Annotated in this window: 19 protein-coding genes and 2 pseudogenes; 17 read left to right on the plus strand and 4 right to left on the minus strand. The window is 37.7% G+C overall.

Going from position 1 to position 16,360, the window contains the following annotated elements; genetic code table 11:
- The first annotated feature begins 131 nt into the window (after nucleotides 1–131).
- The 10 genes and pseudogenes from folE (at nucleotide 132) to ACPC58_RS00395 (ending at nucleotide 7,365) form a co-directional block, all read left to right on the plus strand.
- Nucleotides 132–695, plus strand: coding sequence for a GTP cyclohydrolase I FolE (folE, locus tag ACPC58_RS00350; protein ID WP_024392312.1), 564 nt, complete (start codon nucleotides 132–134; stop codon nucleotides 693–695).
- 8 nt (nucleotides 696–703) lie between these two features.
- Nucleotides 704–1,516 carry a dihydropteroate synthase gene (gene folP / locus ACPC58_RS00355; RefSeq protein WP_277844589.1) on the plus strand — a complete coding sequence of 271 codons (813 nt, stop codon included), beginning with the start codon at nucleotides 704–706 and terminating at the stop codon, nucleotides 1,514–1,516.
- On the plus strand, nucleotides 1,509–1,871 hold the full coding sequence (gene folB / locus ACPC58_RS00360; RefSeq protein ID WP_130555304.1) for a dihydroneopterin aldolase: 363 nt from the start codon (nucleotides 1,509–1,511) through the stop codon (nucleotides 1,869–1,871). The genes folP and folB overlap by 8 nt, the downstream gene beginning before the upstream one ends.
- On the plus strand, nucleotides 1,868–2,368 hold the full coding sequence (folK, locus tag ACPC58_RS00365) for a 2-amino-4-hydroxy-6-hydroxymethyldihydropteridine diphosphokinase (protein ID WP_434064908.1): 501 nt from the start codon (nucleotides 1,868–1,870) through the stop codon (nucleotides 2,366–2,368). Before folB ends, folK begins: the two co-directional genes overlap by 4 nt.
- Nucleotides 2,365–3,675, plus strand: coding sequence for a GntP family permease (locus ACPC58_RS00370; RefSeq protein WP_434064909.1), 1,311 nt, complete (start codon nucleotides 2,365–2,367; stop codon nucleotides 3,673–3,675). The genes folK and ACPC58_RS00370 overlap by 4 nt, the downstream gene beginning before the upstream one ends.
- 124 nt (nucleotides 3,676–3,799) lie before the next feature.
- On the plus strand, nucleotides 3,800–3,979 hold the full coding sequence (locus ACPC58_RS00375) for a zinc ribbon domain-containing protein (RefSeq protein ID WP_434064954.1): 180 nt from the start codon (nucleotides 3,800–3,802) through the stop codon (nucleotides 3,977–3,979).
- Between the two features lie 234 nt (nucleotides 3,980–4,213).
- Nucleotides 4,214–5,251 (plus strand): NADH:flavin oxidoreductase/NADH oxidase, encoded by a 1,038-nt coding sequence (locus ACPC58_RS00380; protein ID WP_277836959.1) that lies wholly within the window; start codon nucleotides 4,214–4,216, stop codon nucleotides 5,249–5,251.
- A 635-nt stretch (nucleotides 5,252–5,886) separates the two neighbouring features.
- Nucleotides 5,887–6,417, plus strand: a pseudogene (locus tag ACPC58_RS00385) (DNA cytosine methyltransferase); the annotation flags it as partial.
- 122 nt (nucleotides 6,418–6,539) lie between these two features.
- Nucleotides 6,540–6,845 (plus strand): hypothetical protein, encoded by a 306-nt coding sequence (locus ACPC58_RS00390; RefSeq protein ID WP_434064910.1) that lies wholly within the window; start codon nucleotides 6,540–6,542, stop codon nucleotides 6,843–6,845.
- A gap of 229 nt (nucleotides 6,846–7,074) precedes the next feature.
- The gene (locus tag ACPC58_RS00395) at nucleotides 7,075–7,365 is read left to right on the plus strand and encodes a PAS domain-containing protein (protein WP_434064955.1); all 291 of its coding nucleotides are present in this window, start codon (nucleotides 7,075–7,077) and stop codon (nucleotides 7,363–7,365) included.
- Nucleotides 7,366–7,631: 266 nt separating this feature from the next.
- Here ACPC58_RS00395 and ACPC58_RS00400 read toward each other — a convergent pair whose 3' ends face one another.
- Genes ACPC58_RS00400 through ACPC58_RS00410 form a run of 3 tightly spaced genes read right to left on the minus strand, consistent with a single transcriptional unit; the run spans nucleotide 7,632 to nucleotide 10,199 of the window.
- Nucleotides 7,632–8,270: a TetR/AcrR family transcriptional regulator gene (locus ACPC58_RS00400; RefSeq protein ID WP_217375166.1), complete on the minus strand. Its 639-nt coding sequence runs from the start codon at nucleotides 8,268–8,270 to the stop codon at nucleotides 7,632–7,634.
- 25 nt (nucleotides 8,271–8,295) lie between these two features.
- Nucleotides 8,296–9,480, minus strand: a complete 1,185-nt coding sequence (locus ACPC58_RS00405) for an ABC transporter permease (RefSeq protein ID WP_434064911.1) — start codon at nucleotides 9,478–9,480, stop codon at nucleotides 8,296–8,298.
- Nucleotides 9,477–10,199, minus strand: a complete 723-nt coding sequence (locus ACPC58_RS00410; RefSeq protein ID WP_171989970.1) for an ABC transporter ATP-binding protein — start codon at nucleotides 10,197–10,199, stop codon at nucleotides 9,477–9,479. The genes ACPC58_RS00405 and ACPC58_RS00410 overlap by 4 nt, the downstream gene beginning before the upstream one ends.
- 181 nt (nucleotides 10,200–10,380) lie before the next feature.
- Here ACPC58_RS00410 and ACPC58_RS00415 point away from each other — a divergent pair, with 181 nt between their 5' ends.
- From ACPC58_RS00415 to ACPC58_RS00440, 6 genes are all read left to right on the plus strand, one after another.
- A complete protein-coding gene (locus tag ACPC58_RS00415) occupies nucleotides 10,381–10,959 on the plus strand; it encodes a uracil-DNA glycosylase family protein (RefSeq protein WP_434064912.1) in 579 nt (192 codons plus the stop codon).
- A gap of 267 nt (nucleotides 10,960–11,226) precedes the next feature.
- Complete coding sequence (locus tag ACPC58_RS00420) at nucleotides 11,227–13,077, plus strand: heavy metal translocating P-type ATPase (RefSeq protein ID WP_312950677.1); 1,851 nt, start codon at nucleotides 11,227–11,229, stop codon at nucleotides 13,075–13,077.
- Nucleotides 13,078–13,156: 79 nt separating this feature from the next.
- Entirely contained in the window at nucleotides 13,157–13,384 is a 228-nt protein-coding gene (locus tag ACPC58_RS00425) for a heavy-metal-associated domain-containing protein (protein WP_171989977.1), read from the plus strand.
- A gap of 16 nt (nucleotides 13,385–13,400) precedes the next feature.
- Nucleotides 13,401–13,679, plus strand: coding sequence for a hypothetical protein (locus ACPC58_RS00430; RefSeq protein ID WP_031367081.1), 279 nt, complete (start codon nucleotides 13,401–13,403; stop codon nucleotides 13,677–13,679).
- 27 nt (nucleotides 13,680–13,706) lie between these two features.
- On the plus strand, nucleotides 13,707–14,360 hold the full coding sequence (locus ACPC58_RS00435; protein ID WP_434064913.1) for a Crp/Fnr family transcriptional regulator: 654 nt from the start codon (nucleotides 13,707–13,709) through the stop codon (nucleotides 14,358–14,360).
- Nucleotides 14,361–14,368: 8 nt separating this feature from the next.
- Nucleotides 14,369–14,998 (plus strand): hypothetical protein, encoded by a 630-nt coding sequence (locus ACPC58_RS00440; RefSeq protein ID WP_434064914.1) that lies wholly within the window; start codon nucleotides 14,369–14,371, stop codon nucleotides 14,996–14,998.
- A 46-nt stretch (nucleotides 14,999–15,044) separates the two neighbouring features.
- Here the strand turns inward: ACPC58_RS00440 and ACPC58_RS00445 are convergent, their stop codons facing one another.
- Nucleotides 15,045–15,716, minus strand: a complete 672-nt coding sequence (locus tag ACPC58_RS00445) for a Crp/Fnr family transcriptional regulator (protein WP_289648719.1) — start codon at nucleotides 15,714–15,716, stop codon at nucleotides 15,045–15,047.
- 157 nt (nucleotides 15,717–15,873) lie between these two features.
- On the opposite strand from ACPC58_RS00445, the pseudogene nrdI reads away from it, so the two are divergent.
- A pseudogene (gene nrdI / locus ACPC58_RS00450) lies at nucleotides 15,874–16,311 on the plus strand (class Ib ribonucleoside-diphosphate reductase assembly flavoprotein NrdI); the annotation flags it as partial.
- Nucleotides 16,312–16,360 lie beyond the last annotated feature (49 nt).

Here is a 16,360-nt window from a genome sequence, read left to right on the forward strand (position 1 = left end):
CAAAGAAGAATGGAGAGAAATCTTTGGGAGGTTTTCTGATTGGGTACAGTCTTGAAATTGAGAAGATGAAAGGTCTTTTCTGAAAATCTAATTTAGGGTATAATAAAGAATCAAATGATTTAGGATGTATTATGTCAAAACAAGAACAAATCGAACAAACTATTTACCAATTATTGGAATTATTGGGTGAAGATCCAAACCGTGAAGGTCTACTTGATACACCGAAACGGGTAGCTAAGATGTACTTGGAAATGTTTAATGGGCTAAAAGAGGATCCAAAAGATCAGTTTACAGCCGTTTTTTCAGAAGGTCATGAAGAGGTTGTTTTGGTGAAGGATATTCCTTTCCACTCCATGTGTGAGCACCACTTGGTGCCTTTTTATGGGATTGCTCATGTAGCCTATATTCCTAGCAAGGGCCGTGTAACTGGCCTGAGTAAGTTGGCGCGTGCAGTGGAGGTGGCAAGCCGGCGACCTCAATTGCAGGAACGCTTAACTCATCAAGTGGCTCATGCTCTTCAAGATGCCCTTGAGCCAGAAGGTGTATTTGTCATGGTTGAAGCGGAACATATGTGCATGAGTATGCGTGGAATACGCAAGCCTGGTAGTAAGACAGTGACCACAGTTGCTCTTGGAAAATATAAAGAAGATGCTGTTTTGCGCCGAGAACTCTTGTCCATGATTCACAATAAATAGGAGGTTCTATGTCTATTGAACAATTAGCCCATCAAATATCAATTATGGGAATACTCAATGTGACACCGGATTCTTTTTCAGATGGTGGTAACTATAATGAAATTGAGTCTGCTCTAGCCCAAGTTGAAAAGTTGTTGTTGGAAGGAGCGACTGTCATCGATGTTGGAGGGGAGTCCACGCGACCTGGTGCAACATTTGTGTCTGAAGAAGATGAGATCGCACGAGTGGTTCCGATTATCCGTGCAATAAAAGAAAATTACGATTGTTTGGTCAGCATTGACACCTATAAAACGAGCACGGCCCGTGCAGCCTTAGAAGCGGGTGCGGATATCTTGAATGATGTTTGGGCTGGACTTTATGATGGGGATATGTTGGCTTTAGCCGCAGAGTATAAAGTACCAATCATTCTCATGCACAATCAAAAAGAAGAAGTCTATGACGATATTGTAGGAGAAGTAAAAAACTTTCTGGTGGAGCGTGCGCAAGCAGCCATAGAGGCTGGAGTTGCAGCAGATAACATTTGGTTGGATCCTGGATTTGGTTTTTCAAAAAATGTCCAACATAATCTGGACCTTCTACACGGATTGAACCAAATTACCAGTCTTGGTTACCCAGTATTGTTTGGTATTTCTCGCAAAAGGGTGGTTGATTACCTAATAGGTGGAAATAGTTTACCTGTTGACCGTGATCAAGCAACAGCAGCCCTGTCTGCATGGGCAGTGCAAAAGGGATGCAAAATGGTCCGTGTTCATAATGTGGCAGCCAACAGAGATATTGTAAAAGTTTGGGCTCAGTTAACTGCAGGAGGGCAGAATGGATAAGATTTCGCTGAAAAAATGTCGATTTTATGGCTATCATGGAGCTTTTAAGGAAGAACAGGTCCTTGGTCAAATTTTCACTGTAGACTGTGATTTGTTTGTTGACCTAACTGCGGCCTCAAAAACTGACAATTTAGAAGATACAGTTCACTATGGTATGGTTTTTGAAACGATTAAGGCAGTCGTGGAGGGAAAGCCTTATCTTCTTATTGAAAAGGTAGCAGGTATCATTTGCCAAGAAATTTTTAGTCAGTTTCCAAAAGTGGAAAAGATTCGTTTGGCCATTTACAAGGAAAATCCACCAATTGCTGGCCATTATGATGCTGTTGGGATTGAATTGGAGCGTGAGCGACCATGAAACATCAGGCCTATCTGAGCATTGGGAGCAATATGGGGGACAGACTGGCTTATTTGCAAGCCGCTTTGGAGCAATTAGACAACCATCCAGACTGCCAACTTGGTTTGGTTTCCCCCATTTATGAAACTCCAGCATGGGGAAAGACAGATCAAGCAGATTTCCTAAATTTAGCTTGTTCGGTATATACCAATTTGCCAGCAGAAGATTTTCTCAGTCTTTGTCAGGAGATCGAACTGGCCCTAGACAGAGTAAGGATTGAAAAATGGGGTCAACGAACCATTGATTTGGATATCGTGTTCTGGAATAAGGAAATGATTCAGGAGGAGAATTTAATCGTTCCTCACCCCTATGCCCATGAGCGTGGCTTTGTACTTAAGCCACTTTCTGATATAGCGATAGATTATCGCCACCCTGGTTTAAACAAGACAGTTGGAGAATTGTTAAGAGATCTTGGGGGACAAAATGAGAAAAGGAGATACGTTTTAAGAGATTTATGACAGTTTTAGCGACTTTAGGAGTGTTATTGGCTATTATTGCCATTATTTATTGGACATCAAAGAACTTACATGTGATTATCGCTGCCCCGCTTGCTAGTTTAATCATTATCTTGACAAACCAAATGAATGTTTTGGAAGTCATGTTGGGGAAAGAGCAGTCTTATATGGCTGGTTTAGCTGGTTTTTTAATCAATAATTTTGCTATTTTTATGTTAGGGTCTATTTTAGCCCGGTATATGGAAGCAAGTGGAGCTACGCAGACGATCGCTAATAGTATTTTAAAAGTGATGGGCAAAGATAGTCCTTATAAAGGTTTGTTGGCTATTACATTGATTGCTTCTATTTTAACCTATGGTGGCGTGAGTATCTTTGTAGTGATTTTTACTTTACTCCCCTTGTCTCGCCCCCTTTTTAAGGAATTAAATATTAACTGGGCGCTTTTTCCGCTACCGGTCTTTTTGGGAGCAGGGACCTACACAATGACTACTTTACCAGGTGCCCCCTCTATTCAAAATGTTATTCCAACAAAGGTATTAGGAACCAGTTTGACAGCGGCACCAGTTATCAGTTTGGCAGCTAGTTTAACACTATTAGTATTCGGAATGCTCTATATGGCCTATTGTTTAAAGAAAAGTCTAGCTAATGGAGAAACTTATACAGAGGAAGAGGATGATACTTCAGTAGCATTAGCTGATAAGGCACCAAATCTGTTTCTATCAGTTTTGCCTTTAGTGAGTTTGATTGGAACGATTTTCCTTATGAACCAAACTCCCAATGTCTTAGCAATTGGATTACTTGTCTCTATCATCCTATCAGCCTTGATTTTCTTTCCATACTTACCAAACCAAAAAGAGATTTTGAATACTGCAACCATAGCATCTGTTGTACCAGCATTTGCGACTTCTAGTACTGTAGCTTTTGGGACAGTGTTAACCCTGTCTGCTGGATTTGCTGTTATACAAGAATGGATTCAACAAATTCCTGGCTCCCCATTGATTAGTTTGTCTGTCTCGACAGCATTGGTTAGTGGTATTATTGGCTCTTCATCAGGGGCTGTTGGTATCGCCTCCAGTCATTTTTTGCCTACTTATATGGAAATGGGTATCAATCCAGAATTGCTTCATCGTGTGGTAGTTGTTGCGTCAGCTATCTTGACAGTAGTGCCTCAGTCTGGTGTGATGATTACCTTCCATAATCTATCAAGACTAAGTATGAAACGTGGGCTTAAGTATTCCTTTATTCTGGTGACAGTAGGTCATATTTTAGCTTTGTTGGTTATCTTGCTATTGGCCCCTATTTTCTATTAAAAAATAGAATCCTTAAAAGAAGGGAAGTATTGATTATGGAAAAATTTTGTCAATCTTGTTCTATGCCGCTTGAATTGCATGGTCAAGATGTCCGCGGAAGTGAAAAGATGGGAGTCGATCACAGATTTATTGCTCCTATTGCTATGTAAATGGTGCATTTGTTGAACCTGATATTACATTTGAACAAATGGTAAATAAGGGGAAAACAGCGATTGCCAACGGGCAAGGTAATGCCCTTGTTAAATTCTTTATGAAGGCAAGTTATCCTATGATGTTGAAAAAATCGCAACGTTGGAAAGCTTAATTTTTCGCTCCTTGTGTATTTCAAGGAGTTTTTCTATTTCATTTTCCAACGATTTCGAGAATCGTGGTATACTATTATTTAATTAAAGTTAGTGATTTTAATTGAGTATAGTCGAATGAATTAGCTTTCAGACAAGGAACTACGGTGCAGACAGTACTAGAGTACGGCAAGCCGAAAGTGACGATGCATCTAAGCTAATTCAAATGACTATATTAGCATTTAAAGGAGGTTCTTATGTCTTTACTCTTATCACCAGTTGAAATGGCAGGTTTGTCATTAAAGAATCGTGTGGTTATGCCACCTATGTGCATGTACGAGGTTAAAAATGAGGATGGCTTACCCACGGCTTTTCATCATGTTCATTATGGGGCGCGTGCGATTGGTGGGGTTGGACTCATTATCCAAGAGGCTACTGCGGTAGAACCAGATGGGCGCTTGTCCAATCGTGATTTGGGAATATGGTCTGATCATCAAGGTAGGGCCTTAGCGGACTTAGTAATGGAGTTGAAATCATTTGGAAGTAAAGTTGGAATTCAGCTTAGCCATGGTGGGCGAAAAGCTGCTGATGCTATACAGCCAATCGGCCCAAGTGCTGTAGGGTACAGTGAAGAATATCAAGTACCAAAAGAAATGACCTTAGACGATATTCAACGTGTTCAGTCAGCTTTTGTATCTGCTGCTCGAAGAGCTCAAGAAGCTAGTTACGATATGATTGAAATACATGGTGCACATGGTTACCTGGTAAATGAGTTTTTGGAGCCGTTAACTAACCTACGTTCTGATGAATATGGCGGAACTTTAGAAAATCGTTTCCGGTTTTTGAAGGAGATAATTGAAGGAGTTAAAACGGTATTTTGTGGACCAATTTGGGTGCGTTTATCAGCAACAGCTTATGATGAAACAGGAACACAAAATACTCTTCAAGATTACCAACAAATTGCCAAATGGCTAGAGGAACTTGGGGTGGCTTGTTTAGATATTTCTACGGGTGGTTTGATGGATGTGAAGCCCAATATTCCTATTTATGGAGGCTATCAAGCTACATTTTCAGCACAAATCAAACAAGCAGTCTCCATTCCAGTAACAGCAGTTGGTTTGTTACATAATCCGGAGTTAGGTGAGTATCTATTGCAAACAGGACAAGCTGATCTCATTCAAGTGGGACGCGGTTTAATACGAAACGTCAATTGGTTGGCTGATGCAGCAGAGACGCTGCACGATCATGATTTTCAGGTCTATAACAACTCCTACAAACGAGGACAGGTGAGGTAATTTCCTAGTACATTACGAGACAAATTGTCTATGCCTCCAAGCTAAAAAGCATTATCATGGATTCAACTATTACTAAATAAACAATTATCAGCTATCTACCTTTGTGGATGGCTTTTTTGATCCTCCCTTTTCTTCTAAGTTTATGGTACAATAGAAAAGATACAGTTTAAGCTTTTAAAACATTAAAATAATTGACTATTTAGTACGTCTCAATTGTTTTATAGATACATCACAAGGACTTCAAACCCTTGCTACGAAAGGAATGATACACTCATGGCAATTATTCAATGGTTGAATGGGAGCGATGTGGAATTGCAAAATAAAAAAATAGGGAATATAGCCCAAAAGCCTTGACTTATCAGGGCTTTTACTATGTTACTCTTTTGTAAGTTATTTTAGTGTAAAGCAATAATACGCAAAAATAATCAATTTTTGGTGCCTAGTTTGGTGCCTAGAATTTCACGAGAACAATTTAATAAGTGTTCTCGCTTTTTTTTATTTTCAGGAGGAAAATAATGCAAAAGAATGAACAGTCATCACGACAAATTGGGATGTATCATCTCATGGCTATCATGGGAATTGATATCGAGAAAGCAAAGAATATAGTTTCTGAAATGGAGGAGAAAGGACTCATTCAATTTGATGAGTTGGGGTATGATGTCGAATGGCAGGTGCTTAACAGTAAAGATTTCCAAGCGCCGCAAAACCGTGAAAGAATTTTTATTATAGGACATTCTAGAAGATACCGTCCCCGATTCTTATTTCCTCTCCGATGAGAAAAGAGCTCAACTGGTCTTGAACGATTAGGTAATGTTAATTCGTCAGGTAAAGGGATGAATAGAGAAGTCTATTTATCACGTGGGCTAGCACCAACTTTAACCAGAGGAAAAGGTGAAGGAACTAAAATTGCCATTCCAGTTTTAACCCCTGATAGACTAGAAAAACGCCAACATGGGAGACGCTTTAATGGGAACGATGATACGATGTTTACTTTAACTAGCCGAGATCGACATGGGGTAGTTGTCGCAGGAACTTTACCAATCTCTTTCATCCAAACTGGACGAGTCTATGACCTTTCAGGGCTTTCTCCAACGCTGACAACCATGCAAGGAGGGGATAAAGTTCCTAAGATTCTCTATCGTGAAGAAGCGCCGCATTTGAAAATTATTCTAAACCTGACAATCAAGAAATACAAGTTAATTTACTTCAGGTGCTTAATAAACAAATGGCGCTGCTTAGTCAGTTTCATAATCACTATACACGAAAAGAGAAACTATTCTTTTCCCTTATGGAAGGTCATGGACATGATTCACCTCCAAAAGTAATGTGGGGATTAGATGATAATATACGTGAATTATTCGAAGTGGTTCAATCTGATGTCAGTCGGATTCCTCACGAATCTATTGAAGATGTATCTAAGAATTTTGAAGGATTTGCTCTAGAATTTGAAGAGATGATTTTCAAGGAAGAGTCCATTCTTCTTATGATTTTACTTGAGACACTCACTCAAGATGATTGGCTGTCTGTTGCTAGAGAAAGTGATGCATACGGTTATGCCATAATTAAGCCCACGGCGGAATGGGTACCTGTTTGAGAGAATTTTGTAGAAAATATTGAATCTGAGGATTCCGAAATTGTTTCTAACACACGTGTCATCGATACCCCTGAAGGCCAGTTTACTATTTCCTTTGCACCGAAAGAAAGGGAAACTGTTATAGATCGTTCTACTCCACCCATTTGGAAATGGTTTTCTATCAGTTGAACAGGCTAATCTTATTTTTAACCATCTACCTTTAGAAATTACTTTTGTCAACAAAGATGAGATTTTCCAATATTATAATGATGGCACACCAGCTGAAGAGATGGTTTTCAAGAGGACACCGTCACAAGTTGGTCGGAATGTTGAACTATGTCATCCGCCGAAAGTTTTGGATAAGGTTAAAAAGATCTTTGCACTCTTACGAAATGGCGAAAGGGATAAGGTAAGCATGTGGTTTAGGTCAGAAAAAATCGTAAATTTGTCTATGTCACCTATGCAGCAGTTCGTAATGATAAATATGAGTTTGAGGGTGTGCTTGAATACGTCCAAGATATTCAAGAATTTTTGGATTTAGATAGCGATGTTAATAGAGATATCTAAGATTTTTTACTAGATAAGTTTAATATCTTTTAAACTTGAATTGGTAATAGAATTCGTCCGATTTTAAGTTTCTGATAAAAGGATGAATCATGATAGTATAATTCTGAACAGGTATAAAATATATAAGCTCATAAGCAGTGCAGAAAAAGTATTTGAGTACATATAACTCCAATAATAATGAGAAAAACACCAAAGTATTTAATCCTTTGGTGTTTTTGAAAAATAGTAGATATAATCTCATTAAACTTTTGTTGTTATCAGTTTAGTAAGCTGTTCTTCAATGCACTTCAAATCTTCCTCCTCCGACTGAGTTGAAATTTCAAGAACAAATCGTTGAAAAAAGTATGCAAATAGGAGTCCTAAGCCTGTTCGGATAACCTCACAATCTTCCTGATAAGTAACAATATTGGGGTTATCATTTTGTAACCGGTTTAGCTGCATTTTCAAATCATCAATAATAGTATCTTGAATAGCAACCATTAGACTCTGACGTAGTTCTGAATTAACTAAGATTTCCTGAAGTATTATTTTTATTATATCTGCATTTTGAGCTAAGAAACGAAAACGATTCTGGACAATAAAGTGAACAACATCTTCAATTTTACTATAGGTCTTCAATTTGGGCAGAAATTCTTTTTTCAACTCAGGAATGAGAGGCTCAATAATTTCTGATAAAAGCTCCTCTTTGGTTTTGAAATATTTAAAAATGGTGGACTGACTAATACCAGCTTTTTCTGCAATTTGGGCAGTCGAAGTTCCATTGTAACCTTGCCGCGAAAACAGTTCAATAGCAGCAGAAAGGGTTTTCTTTTTTCCAGCAGGCATTTTTTGTGCTTCCAGCCAATTCTGATAGCTATGCAAAATCGTGTTGTTATCCATTATTACCTCATTCTTTTCTTCTCTATTATACCTTGCGGTAGCGTTTTAGTCCAACGATATTCAAAATTGTTAAAATGACTAGAAACAAGGAAAGGACAAGTAGGTCATTTCCAAGATAGACAATGCTGGTACCGTTCAGAACAATTTTTGATAAGGCGTTCCCGGCATAATAAAGTGGGAGTACTTTCCCAATAGATTGCACCCAGCCTGTCATAGAATCTAAAGGAATAATACCTGAAAAGAAAAGTTGCGGAGTGATAATAAGCGGGATAAATTGCATCATTTGGAATTCGGACTTGGCCAAAGTGGACAGCAGGAGACCAAATGCCAGAGCGACTAGCGCAAAAAGAATATTGACAATGATGACATCTCCTATATTGCCAAGAACTTCCAAATCCAAGAGCCAGATGGTTGATAAGACAATAACAACTGTCTGAAGTGCTGCAATAAAACCGTAAGCCAGCATGTAGCCATAGACGATATCAGATCGCTTGACTGGTGTGGCTAGGAGGCGATCCAGTGTTCCCGTGGTACGTTCTTTCAAAAGAGCCATCCCTGAGATGAGAAAAACAAAGAAGAAGACAAAGAAGCCCATCAGAATAGGAGTCATTTTGGTAAAGAAAGTGGTGTCCTCATCTCCATAAATATATTGTTCAGAGAGGTTGATATCATCACCTTGAGAACTATAAATTTCTTCTGTTTCGGCTTGATCAATATTTACTTCATTAGAATCGCTGGCTTGTAAATTGCCAGACTGGCTTTGTGCCTTTTTAACAGCTTGAGCACTGGCTTCTTGTGCCTTCTTGAGATTTTCGATTAGGTCCTGAATTTGCGCTTGCTTGAGGGTGCTCGTTATGACCTGACGGGTCAAGTTTGTTTTGCCGGGATCGGTATTGGCATAAGTTACCTGGTAGTCGTTTTCGTCCTTGAAAATAAGGACGGCATCGACTGTCTGATTTTCTAAAGCCTGATTTGCCTTGCTTTCTGTTTTATAATCCTTGGCCTTAATTTGTTTCACATCGTCTAGGGATTTGACAATACTATCGGAAACATCGACGGCCGCGATGCTGACATTTGTTTCAGTATTAGCAGAAAAAGCAGCATTCATGAGCCACATGATAAAAACAGGCGCTATAAATAATAGGATCAGGGTTCGTTTATCACGTAATAGTTCCAGGAATACTTTTTTTGAAATGGCCAAAATCTTCATTCTAATTCTCCCTCTGCTTTCAAGAAAACTTCCTCAACTGTATTGACACCATATGATGACTTAAGGGCAATGGGGCTGTTAAAGGCGATCAATTTGCCATCAAGCAACAGTCCAACCTTATCTGTCAGCTCCGCCTCATCCATGACATGGGTGGTAATCAATATGCCAACCCCTTCAGACTTCAATTGATGTAGTTCTTTCCAAACCTGACGGCGCAGAGCAGGGTCAATACCAACAGTTGGCTCATCAAGAATGAGGAGTCTAGGATTCCCTAAAAGTGCAATGGCTAAAGACAATCGACGTTTCATACCGCCAGAGTAGCCTGAAACGGACTTATTGAGGTGCTCCGTTAGTTCGACAACTTGTGAGACATGTTTAATGGCTTCAGGAATCTCAGCGCGAGACAGTCCCTTCATCCGGGCAAAAAATTGCAGATTCTCGAAACCCGTCAGTGACTCATAGAGGGCATCCGATTGTGCCATATAACCAATTTCTCCCAAGACATAGCGGTTGGGCATATGATGCCCTAGAACAAGCGCCTCTCCCTGATCCGCCTTTTCCATCCCAAGCATGGTTTTAATCATGGTTGATTTTCCAGCACCGGATGGGCCGATTAAACCGATAATTTGACCAGCTATCAAGTCAAAATTGATCTTGTCAAGAACAAGCTGCTGCCCAAAGTTTTTAGAGATTGCTTGTAAATCTAATAATTTTTCCATAAGAGCCTCTTTCTAAGTAAGTGAGTAATCACTCACTTTTTTTATTATAGTGGATAATCACTTACTTGTCAAATTATTTTTTAAAATTTAAATTGAAATTTGCTAACAAAATTGAGAAGCATCAAGTTTTCCCTCATACAAAGATGCTACAATATAGTAATAAAGAGAAAGGACGATTTGAATGAGCTATTCAAAACTTTTAAAAGAAATCATGTACAATGAAGATAATATTTCATATACAGAAAAAGGGATAAAACCACTTTTTTCTGCTCCAGAGACTGCTCAAATTATAATCATAGCACAAGCACCGGGTATTCGTGCTCAAGAGTTAGGTATATTTTTCAATGATTTAAGCGGCAATAAGCTTCGTGAATGGTTAGGTATTGATAGAGAATGTTTTTATGATTCTGGTTATTTTGCAGTGGTCGCAATGGATTATTATTTTCCTGGAAAAGGTAAAACGGGGGACTTACCTCCAAGGAAAGGATTTGCAGAAAAATGGCATAAGAAAACATTAGATCTCATGCCAAATAAACAATTAATACTTTTGATTGGTGCCTATGCTCAACGATATTACTTAAAACAGAGATCGACGGAAAAATTAACCAATACTGTAAAGAATTTCGATAGATATCTACCTGAATTTTTCCCCCTTGTGCACCCTTCGCCACGTAATAATATTTGGCAGTCTAAAAATCCTTGGTTTCTAGATCAGGTTATTCCTGTTTTGCAGGAACGTGTTAAAGCAATTCTTAAATAAAGATTCGGAAATATACAGAAGATCGTTTTTCAACAATCTACCTAGAATGGTAGGTTTTTTTATAGTCAAAATTTTTAGAACTGACACTATCGTAACCGAATAGAATTATAAAGATATAAGTCTATGATTAATATCATTAAATCAATTGAACATAGTTAGATGTATTTGAAACAATCTAGACATTCTAGTATTTTTAAAACTTGATATAAATCAATTCTTATATTTTTATACTCATTTATACTAGAGACAATAAGGGAGGTAGAAATCATGCAAAAATGGTTATCAGGTTATCGAAATTGGTTGACAGCAATAACTGGTGTTCTTATTATACTTGCTTTTTCATCCAAATGGGTTTTTAGTAGTGAGCAGGGATCAGCTTATCTACTGTTTGTAGCTTCATTAGTTGGCGGTTTACCAATTTTTGTTCAAGCCTATCAAGCTCTTAGAGTTAAGGTCATTAGCATCGATCTTTTAGTGACCCTTGCTATTTTAGGGGCATTTGTTATTAAAGAGTTTGAAGAATCAGCTATTGTAGCTTTTCTCTTCTTGTTCGGTGCATACTTAGAACAAAGAACATTAGCCAAGACACGTTCTGCGATTAAGAATCTTGTCGAGTTGGTGCCAGAGACTGCATTTCGGAAAGCACACAATGGTGACTTTGAAGAGGTGTCGGTTGAAGAAGTTGAAGAAGGTGACATTCTTATAGTAAAAACAGGTGGTAAGATTCCAGTTGATGGTGAAGTTATATTTGGCGCTGGTACCACAAATGAATCCAGCATAACAGGTGAGCCTATTCCAGTCTCTAAAGGTCTAGGAGATAAAGTTTTCGCTGGTACTATTCTCGAAAATGGGACCATACAACTTCGTACTGATAAAATTGGGGAAGACACAACTTTTGGGAAAATTATTGAATTAGTCGAAGAAGCACAAGACTCCAAATCAAAAGCTGAAAGATTTATTGATCAATTTTCAAAATACTATACACCTGCAGTTTTGGTGCTTGCTATTCTCGTTTGGCTTATTAGTCGCAATATTGAGTTAGCCGTTACTATTTTGGTTCTTGGATGTCCTGGTGCATTGGTTATTGGGGTACCAGTTTCAAATGTGTCAGGGATTGGAAATGGTGCACGACATGGTATTTTATTTAAGGGTAGTGATGTCATTACAAACTTTAGTAAAGTTGATACAATGCTATTTGATAAAACAGGAACATTAACTTATGGTAACCCTCAGGTTGCACAGACAATCTACTATAGCAGTGATAGGAGTCTTGCTGAGAGCTTACTGGCTAGTGTTGAGAGAGAATCAGATCATCCGCTCGCGAAAGCAATTGTGAACCATTACTCGGGTTCTGTAGTAGAGGTAATTGACTCAACAGAGGTTGTTCAAGGTGGAGGAGTTGTTGCTCGTATTCAAAATCACCAAGTTCTCGTAGGGAACTCTTATTTGATGAATCAATATAATATTCCTTTCACTAACCAGATGAAGAGCGACATAGCAGGGATGGAAGCAGAAGGGAATTCAATTGTCCTAACTGCTATTGATGGACAAATAGCTCTTGTTGTAGGGATTCGCGACCAGATTAGACAAGGAGTCAAGGAGGATTTAGAGACGCTTAAGAATATGGGAGTAAAAAATCTCATTCTATTGTCTGGAGATAATCAAGGTACAGTTGATTTAGTTGCTAGTCAGTTAGGCTTAACCGAGGCTTATGGTCATCTACTACCAGAGGACAAGGCAGAATTTGTGAGAAAACGTCAGGCAAGTGGAGAAATAGTAGCATTTGTCGGAGATGGTATTAATGATAGCCCATCATTGGCCTTGGCAGATATTGGAATTGCCATGGGAAACGGTACAGATGTTGCCATTGAAACTTCAAATGTTGTTTTGATGAATTCGGATTTTCACAGAATCCCTCATGCGATCGGATTGGCTAAAGCTACACGACGTAATATGATTGAAAATATCTTCATTTCATTGGTAGTCGTAGTAGTTCTTCTTATCAGCGTTCTCTCAAGTTCGTGGATGAATATGGCTATTGGCATGTTTGTTCATGAAGGTAGCATTCTCCTGGTTATTTTGAATGCTATGAGGCTTTTAAAATATAAAAGAAAATAGAGATTCTTGATATAAATCAATTTTTTATTCTAAATATTGTACTATACTAAAGATATAATAAGGAAAGGAAGTAAAGATGATGAAAAAAGCTATACTACAGCTTGAAACACTGGCTTGTCCTACATGTATGCAAAAAATTGAGGGAGCCATTAAAAGTGTGGCAGGTGTTGATAAGAACAGTGTTAAGGTTCTCTTCAACGCTAGCAAGGCAAAAGCAAATTTTGATACAAGTCTGACAAATATTGAAGAAATTGCGAATGCAGTACGAGCAATTGGCTATGATGTTCTAAAAGCATCAGAAAAATAATAGGGGGGAAGTTGTAATGTTAAAACAATTTTTTGAAGCAAATGATGAGATGCTTGATTTATATACTAATGCTATCACAAAAGCTCATGGGAAAAATCATCCAGAAGTTTTTGAAGTTCGCAAACTTTATGAAACAATTCAGCATAAAATTCAGGGTAATAATATGGACCTATCAAATGAATTTTCGGAACTAAGGGGTGTCACAAAAGATTTTGCGATTCCAGATGATGTTTGTGAGACATTTACTAAAACCTATCAGCTCTTAAAACAATTTGTCGAATTATCTCAAGAGTAGGTTTCGTCAATTAGAAAGAGGTTATCCATGGTTCAACATCTTTGCGTAACACTTGTACCATTATTTAATTATCTGTCAGAAGATGAGCAGATTGTAATCAATCAATTGGCGAGACACCAACAATTTAAAAAAAATGAGATTATTTTCAAACCAGGAGATGAAAAACTAGATATTGTAGCTCGTGGAAGTATGAAAGTATTCCAACTGTCCACAAATGGTGATGAACAGATTTTACGGGTCGTTGAACCAGGTAGCTATGAGGGTGAAAATCAGTTGTTTGGTATAAAAAACGAGACGCTTTTTGGTGAAGCTCTCGAAACAACTGAAATTTGTAGCTTGAGCAAACAAGCTTTTAATCAAGTAATGCTTAGGAATCCACAAATAGCTCTTAAATTATTTGAATTAAGTGCGCAAAAGATGATTCAAGTAGAGAAGCAGGCCCAGATTTTATCTATGGAGCGTGTTGAGGAACGTTTGTCGAACTACCTCTTGGATTTGTCAAAAGTAGCGAATGATTATCAGTTCAGTTTACCTATGAAGATGATTGATATCGCGAGATATATAGGAACTACCCCTGAAACTCTTTCTAGAAAATTTAGATTTCTTGAGGATAATAGATTGATAAAACGTTCAGGTAGAAGAATAATTATTCTTAACGGAGATGGCTTACTTGATTTATGAGGTAAAAAATGTCGTTTGACAAATTAAAGGAATATCTACCCTATCGAGGAGAAAAATATATTAAGCCTGAAAAGGCTGGTAATTATCGCCGGTATATGATGGAGTTAAGGGATCTAGCTCGACAGGCCCGGGATGAATTCAGTTTAATCAGTAAATTTTTTGAAGACAGGGTAAAGCCATTTAAAGCAGAGCGTGTTAGTCAATGGATGAATCAATCTCAGCTATGTCGTCCACATTTTTGGTGTTACTTCCGATTGCCTTCCGATGGTTTGGATGATTCGGCATTGGCTATTCGTCTATATGGGGAATCTGATAATTTCGGAATTTCCGTTGAGGTTAGTTTTGTAGAAAGAAGAAGGTCTGAAAACAGTTTAGAGAAACAAAATAAAGTTTTGAATCTTCTTCCTTTTGGAGCCATGTATTATTTTGTACAAAAAAATGGTATAAGTTTCAAAATGGATGCAACAGAAGAAAATCGAAAGAGTTTACTAAAACAGGTCAAATCAGGTGAGGTTCGTAAGGTCTTGGTTAAACAGGATATTCCAATTGAGACTGACCACTCATTAGAACGGTTAATTGATGATCTATTAAAAAGTTTTGATGAATTACTGCCATTTTATAAGGAAACAAAGAAATAAACTAAAGGATAGGTAGAAGTAACACCTATCCTTTAGTTTATAAAAATTATAGAAAGTCAAATTTATCCCAAAAAGAACGAAATAGTATAATTTTCTTTCCATTTCTATTTATTAATCCTTCTTCTTGAAAAGCTCTTAATTTACGGGACATAGTTTCAGGACTGGTAGCCAGATAGCTGGCTAGTTCTTTCAGTGAGACTGGTATCGTAATGGTCTCTTCAGTCATTACCTCTGAAGGGAGAGAGAGCTGACTGAAGTAGGTAGCTAAACGATCCTCTATTGAATCAATTGCCAGTAGTTGCAGTTGCTTCTCAACCTCTAAAGATTTGTAGGCATTTAATTGAAGTAGTTTGCAGCTTAATTGTGGGTAAAGATTGATTAACTTATTGAAATCTGACTTATATAGGATACATACTTTTGTTTCTTTAATGGCCTCTCCATAAAGAGAATCATTTGAGAGACCAAAGAGATAATTCTCTCCGTCATATTCTCCCTCATTAACAATACGAATAAGCTGTTCCTTACCAGTTTTGCTCAGTTTATAGATTCTCATAGCACCAGCTGAAATAATCGATAGCTGCTCTGGATCATTGGGAGAAAAAATAATTTCTCCCTTTTCAAAGGTTTTATGATATAGCAATTTTTGAACCTCACTCTGTTCATCGCAAGCAAGATTATTAAAAAGAGGAACCCGATGAACGCAGCCAATTTTTGTCATATTTTTAATCTCCCTTGCATTCTTTTATATTTCCTAAAAAATTGACCATGGTCAATTTTTTTTAATTAGGAAAGATATATAATTAAAACACTATATGTAGTGTCTGTTTTTAACATCAAATACAGTATATAGGAATTATACATATTGGGAGGGAAAAATGCAAGTGATTAGAATATACTATATCAGTCTTAGCGGGAATACAACTAATTTTCTTGAAAGATTAGATCATTATCTCCAGAAGGAACTTCAAGAGAAATTGGATTATGTTAATGTCAAGGATCTAGTAAAAAATAATGAATCATTGGAATTTGAAATCAAAGAACCTTACTTTGCTTTTCTACCAGCCTACCTTGAAGGAGGAAATGGTGTTACTACTGGTAATATCGAAATATTAACAACACCCCTCCGTAGGCTTATTGCATATAAAGAAAATAGTAAATATTGTATGGGCATTATCGGAAGTGGTAATCGAAATTTTAATAAACAATTCTGCCTGACAGCTCACCAGTATTCTGAGGAATTTGGATTTCCAGTATTAGATGAATTTGAATTACGAGGAACTGAGGAAGATGTTATTCGCATTTCAAATCGATTGAATACTAGGTTAATAGAGTGGAGATACAGTTCAGAGCTTGTATCATATA

The organism is Streptococcus sp. VTCC 12905 (genome assembly GCF_049893385.1).
Taxonomy (GTDB): Bacteria; Bacillota; Bacilli; order Lactobacillales; family Streptococcaceae; genus Streptococcus; species Streptococcus suis_AA.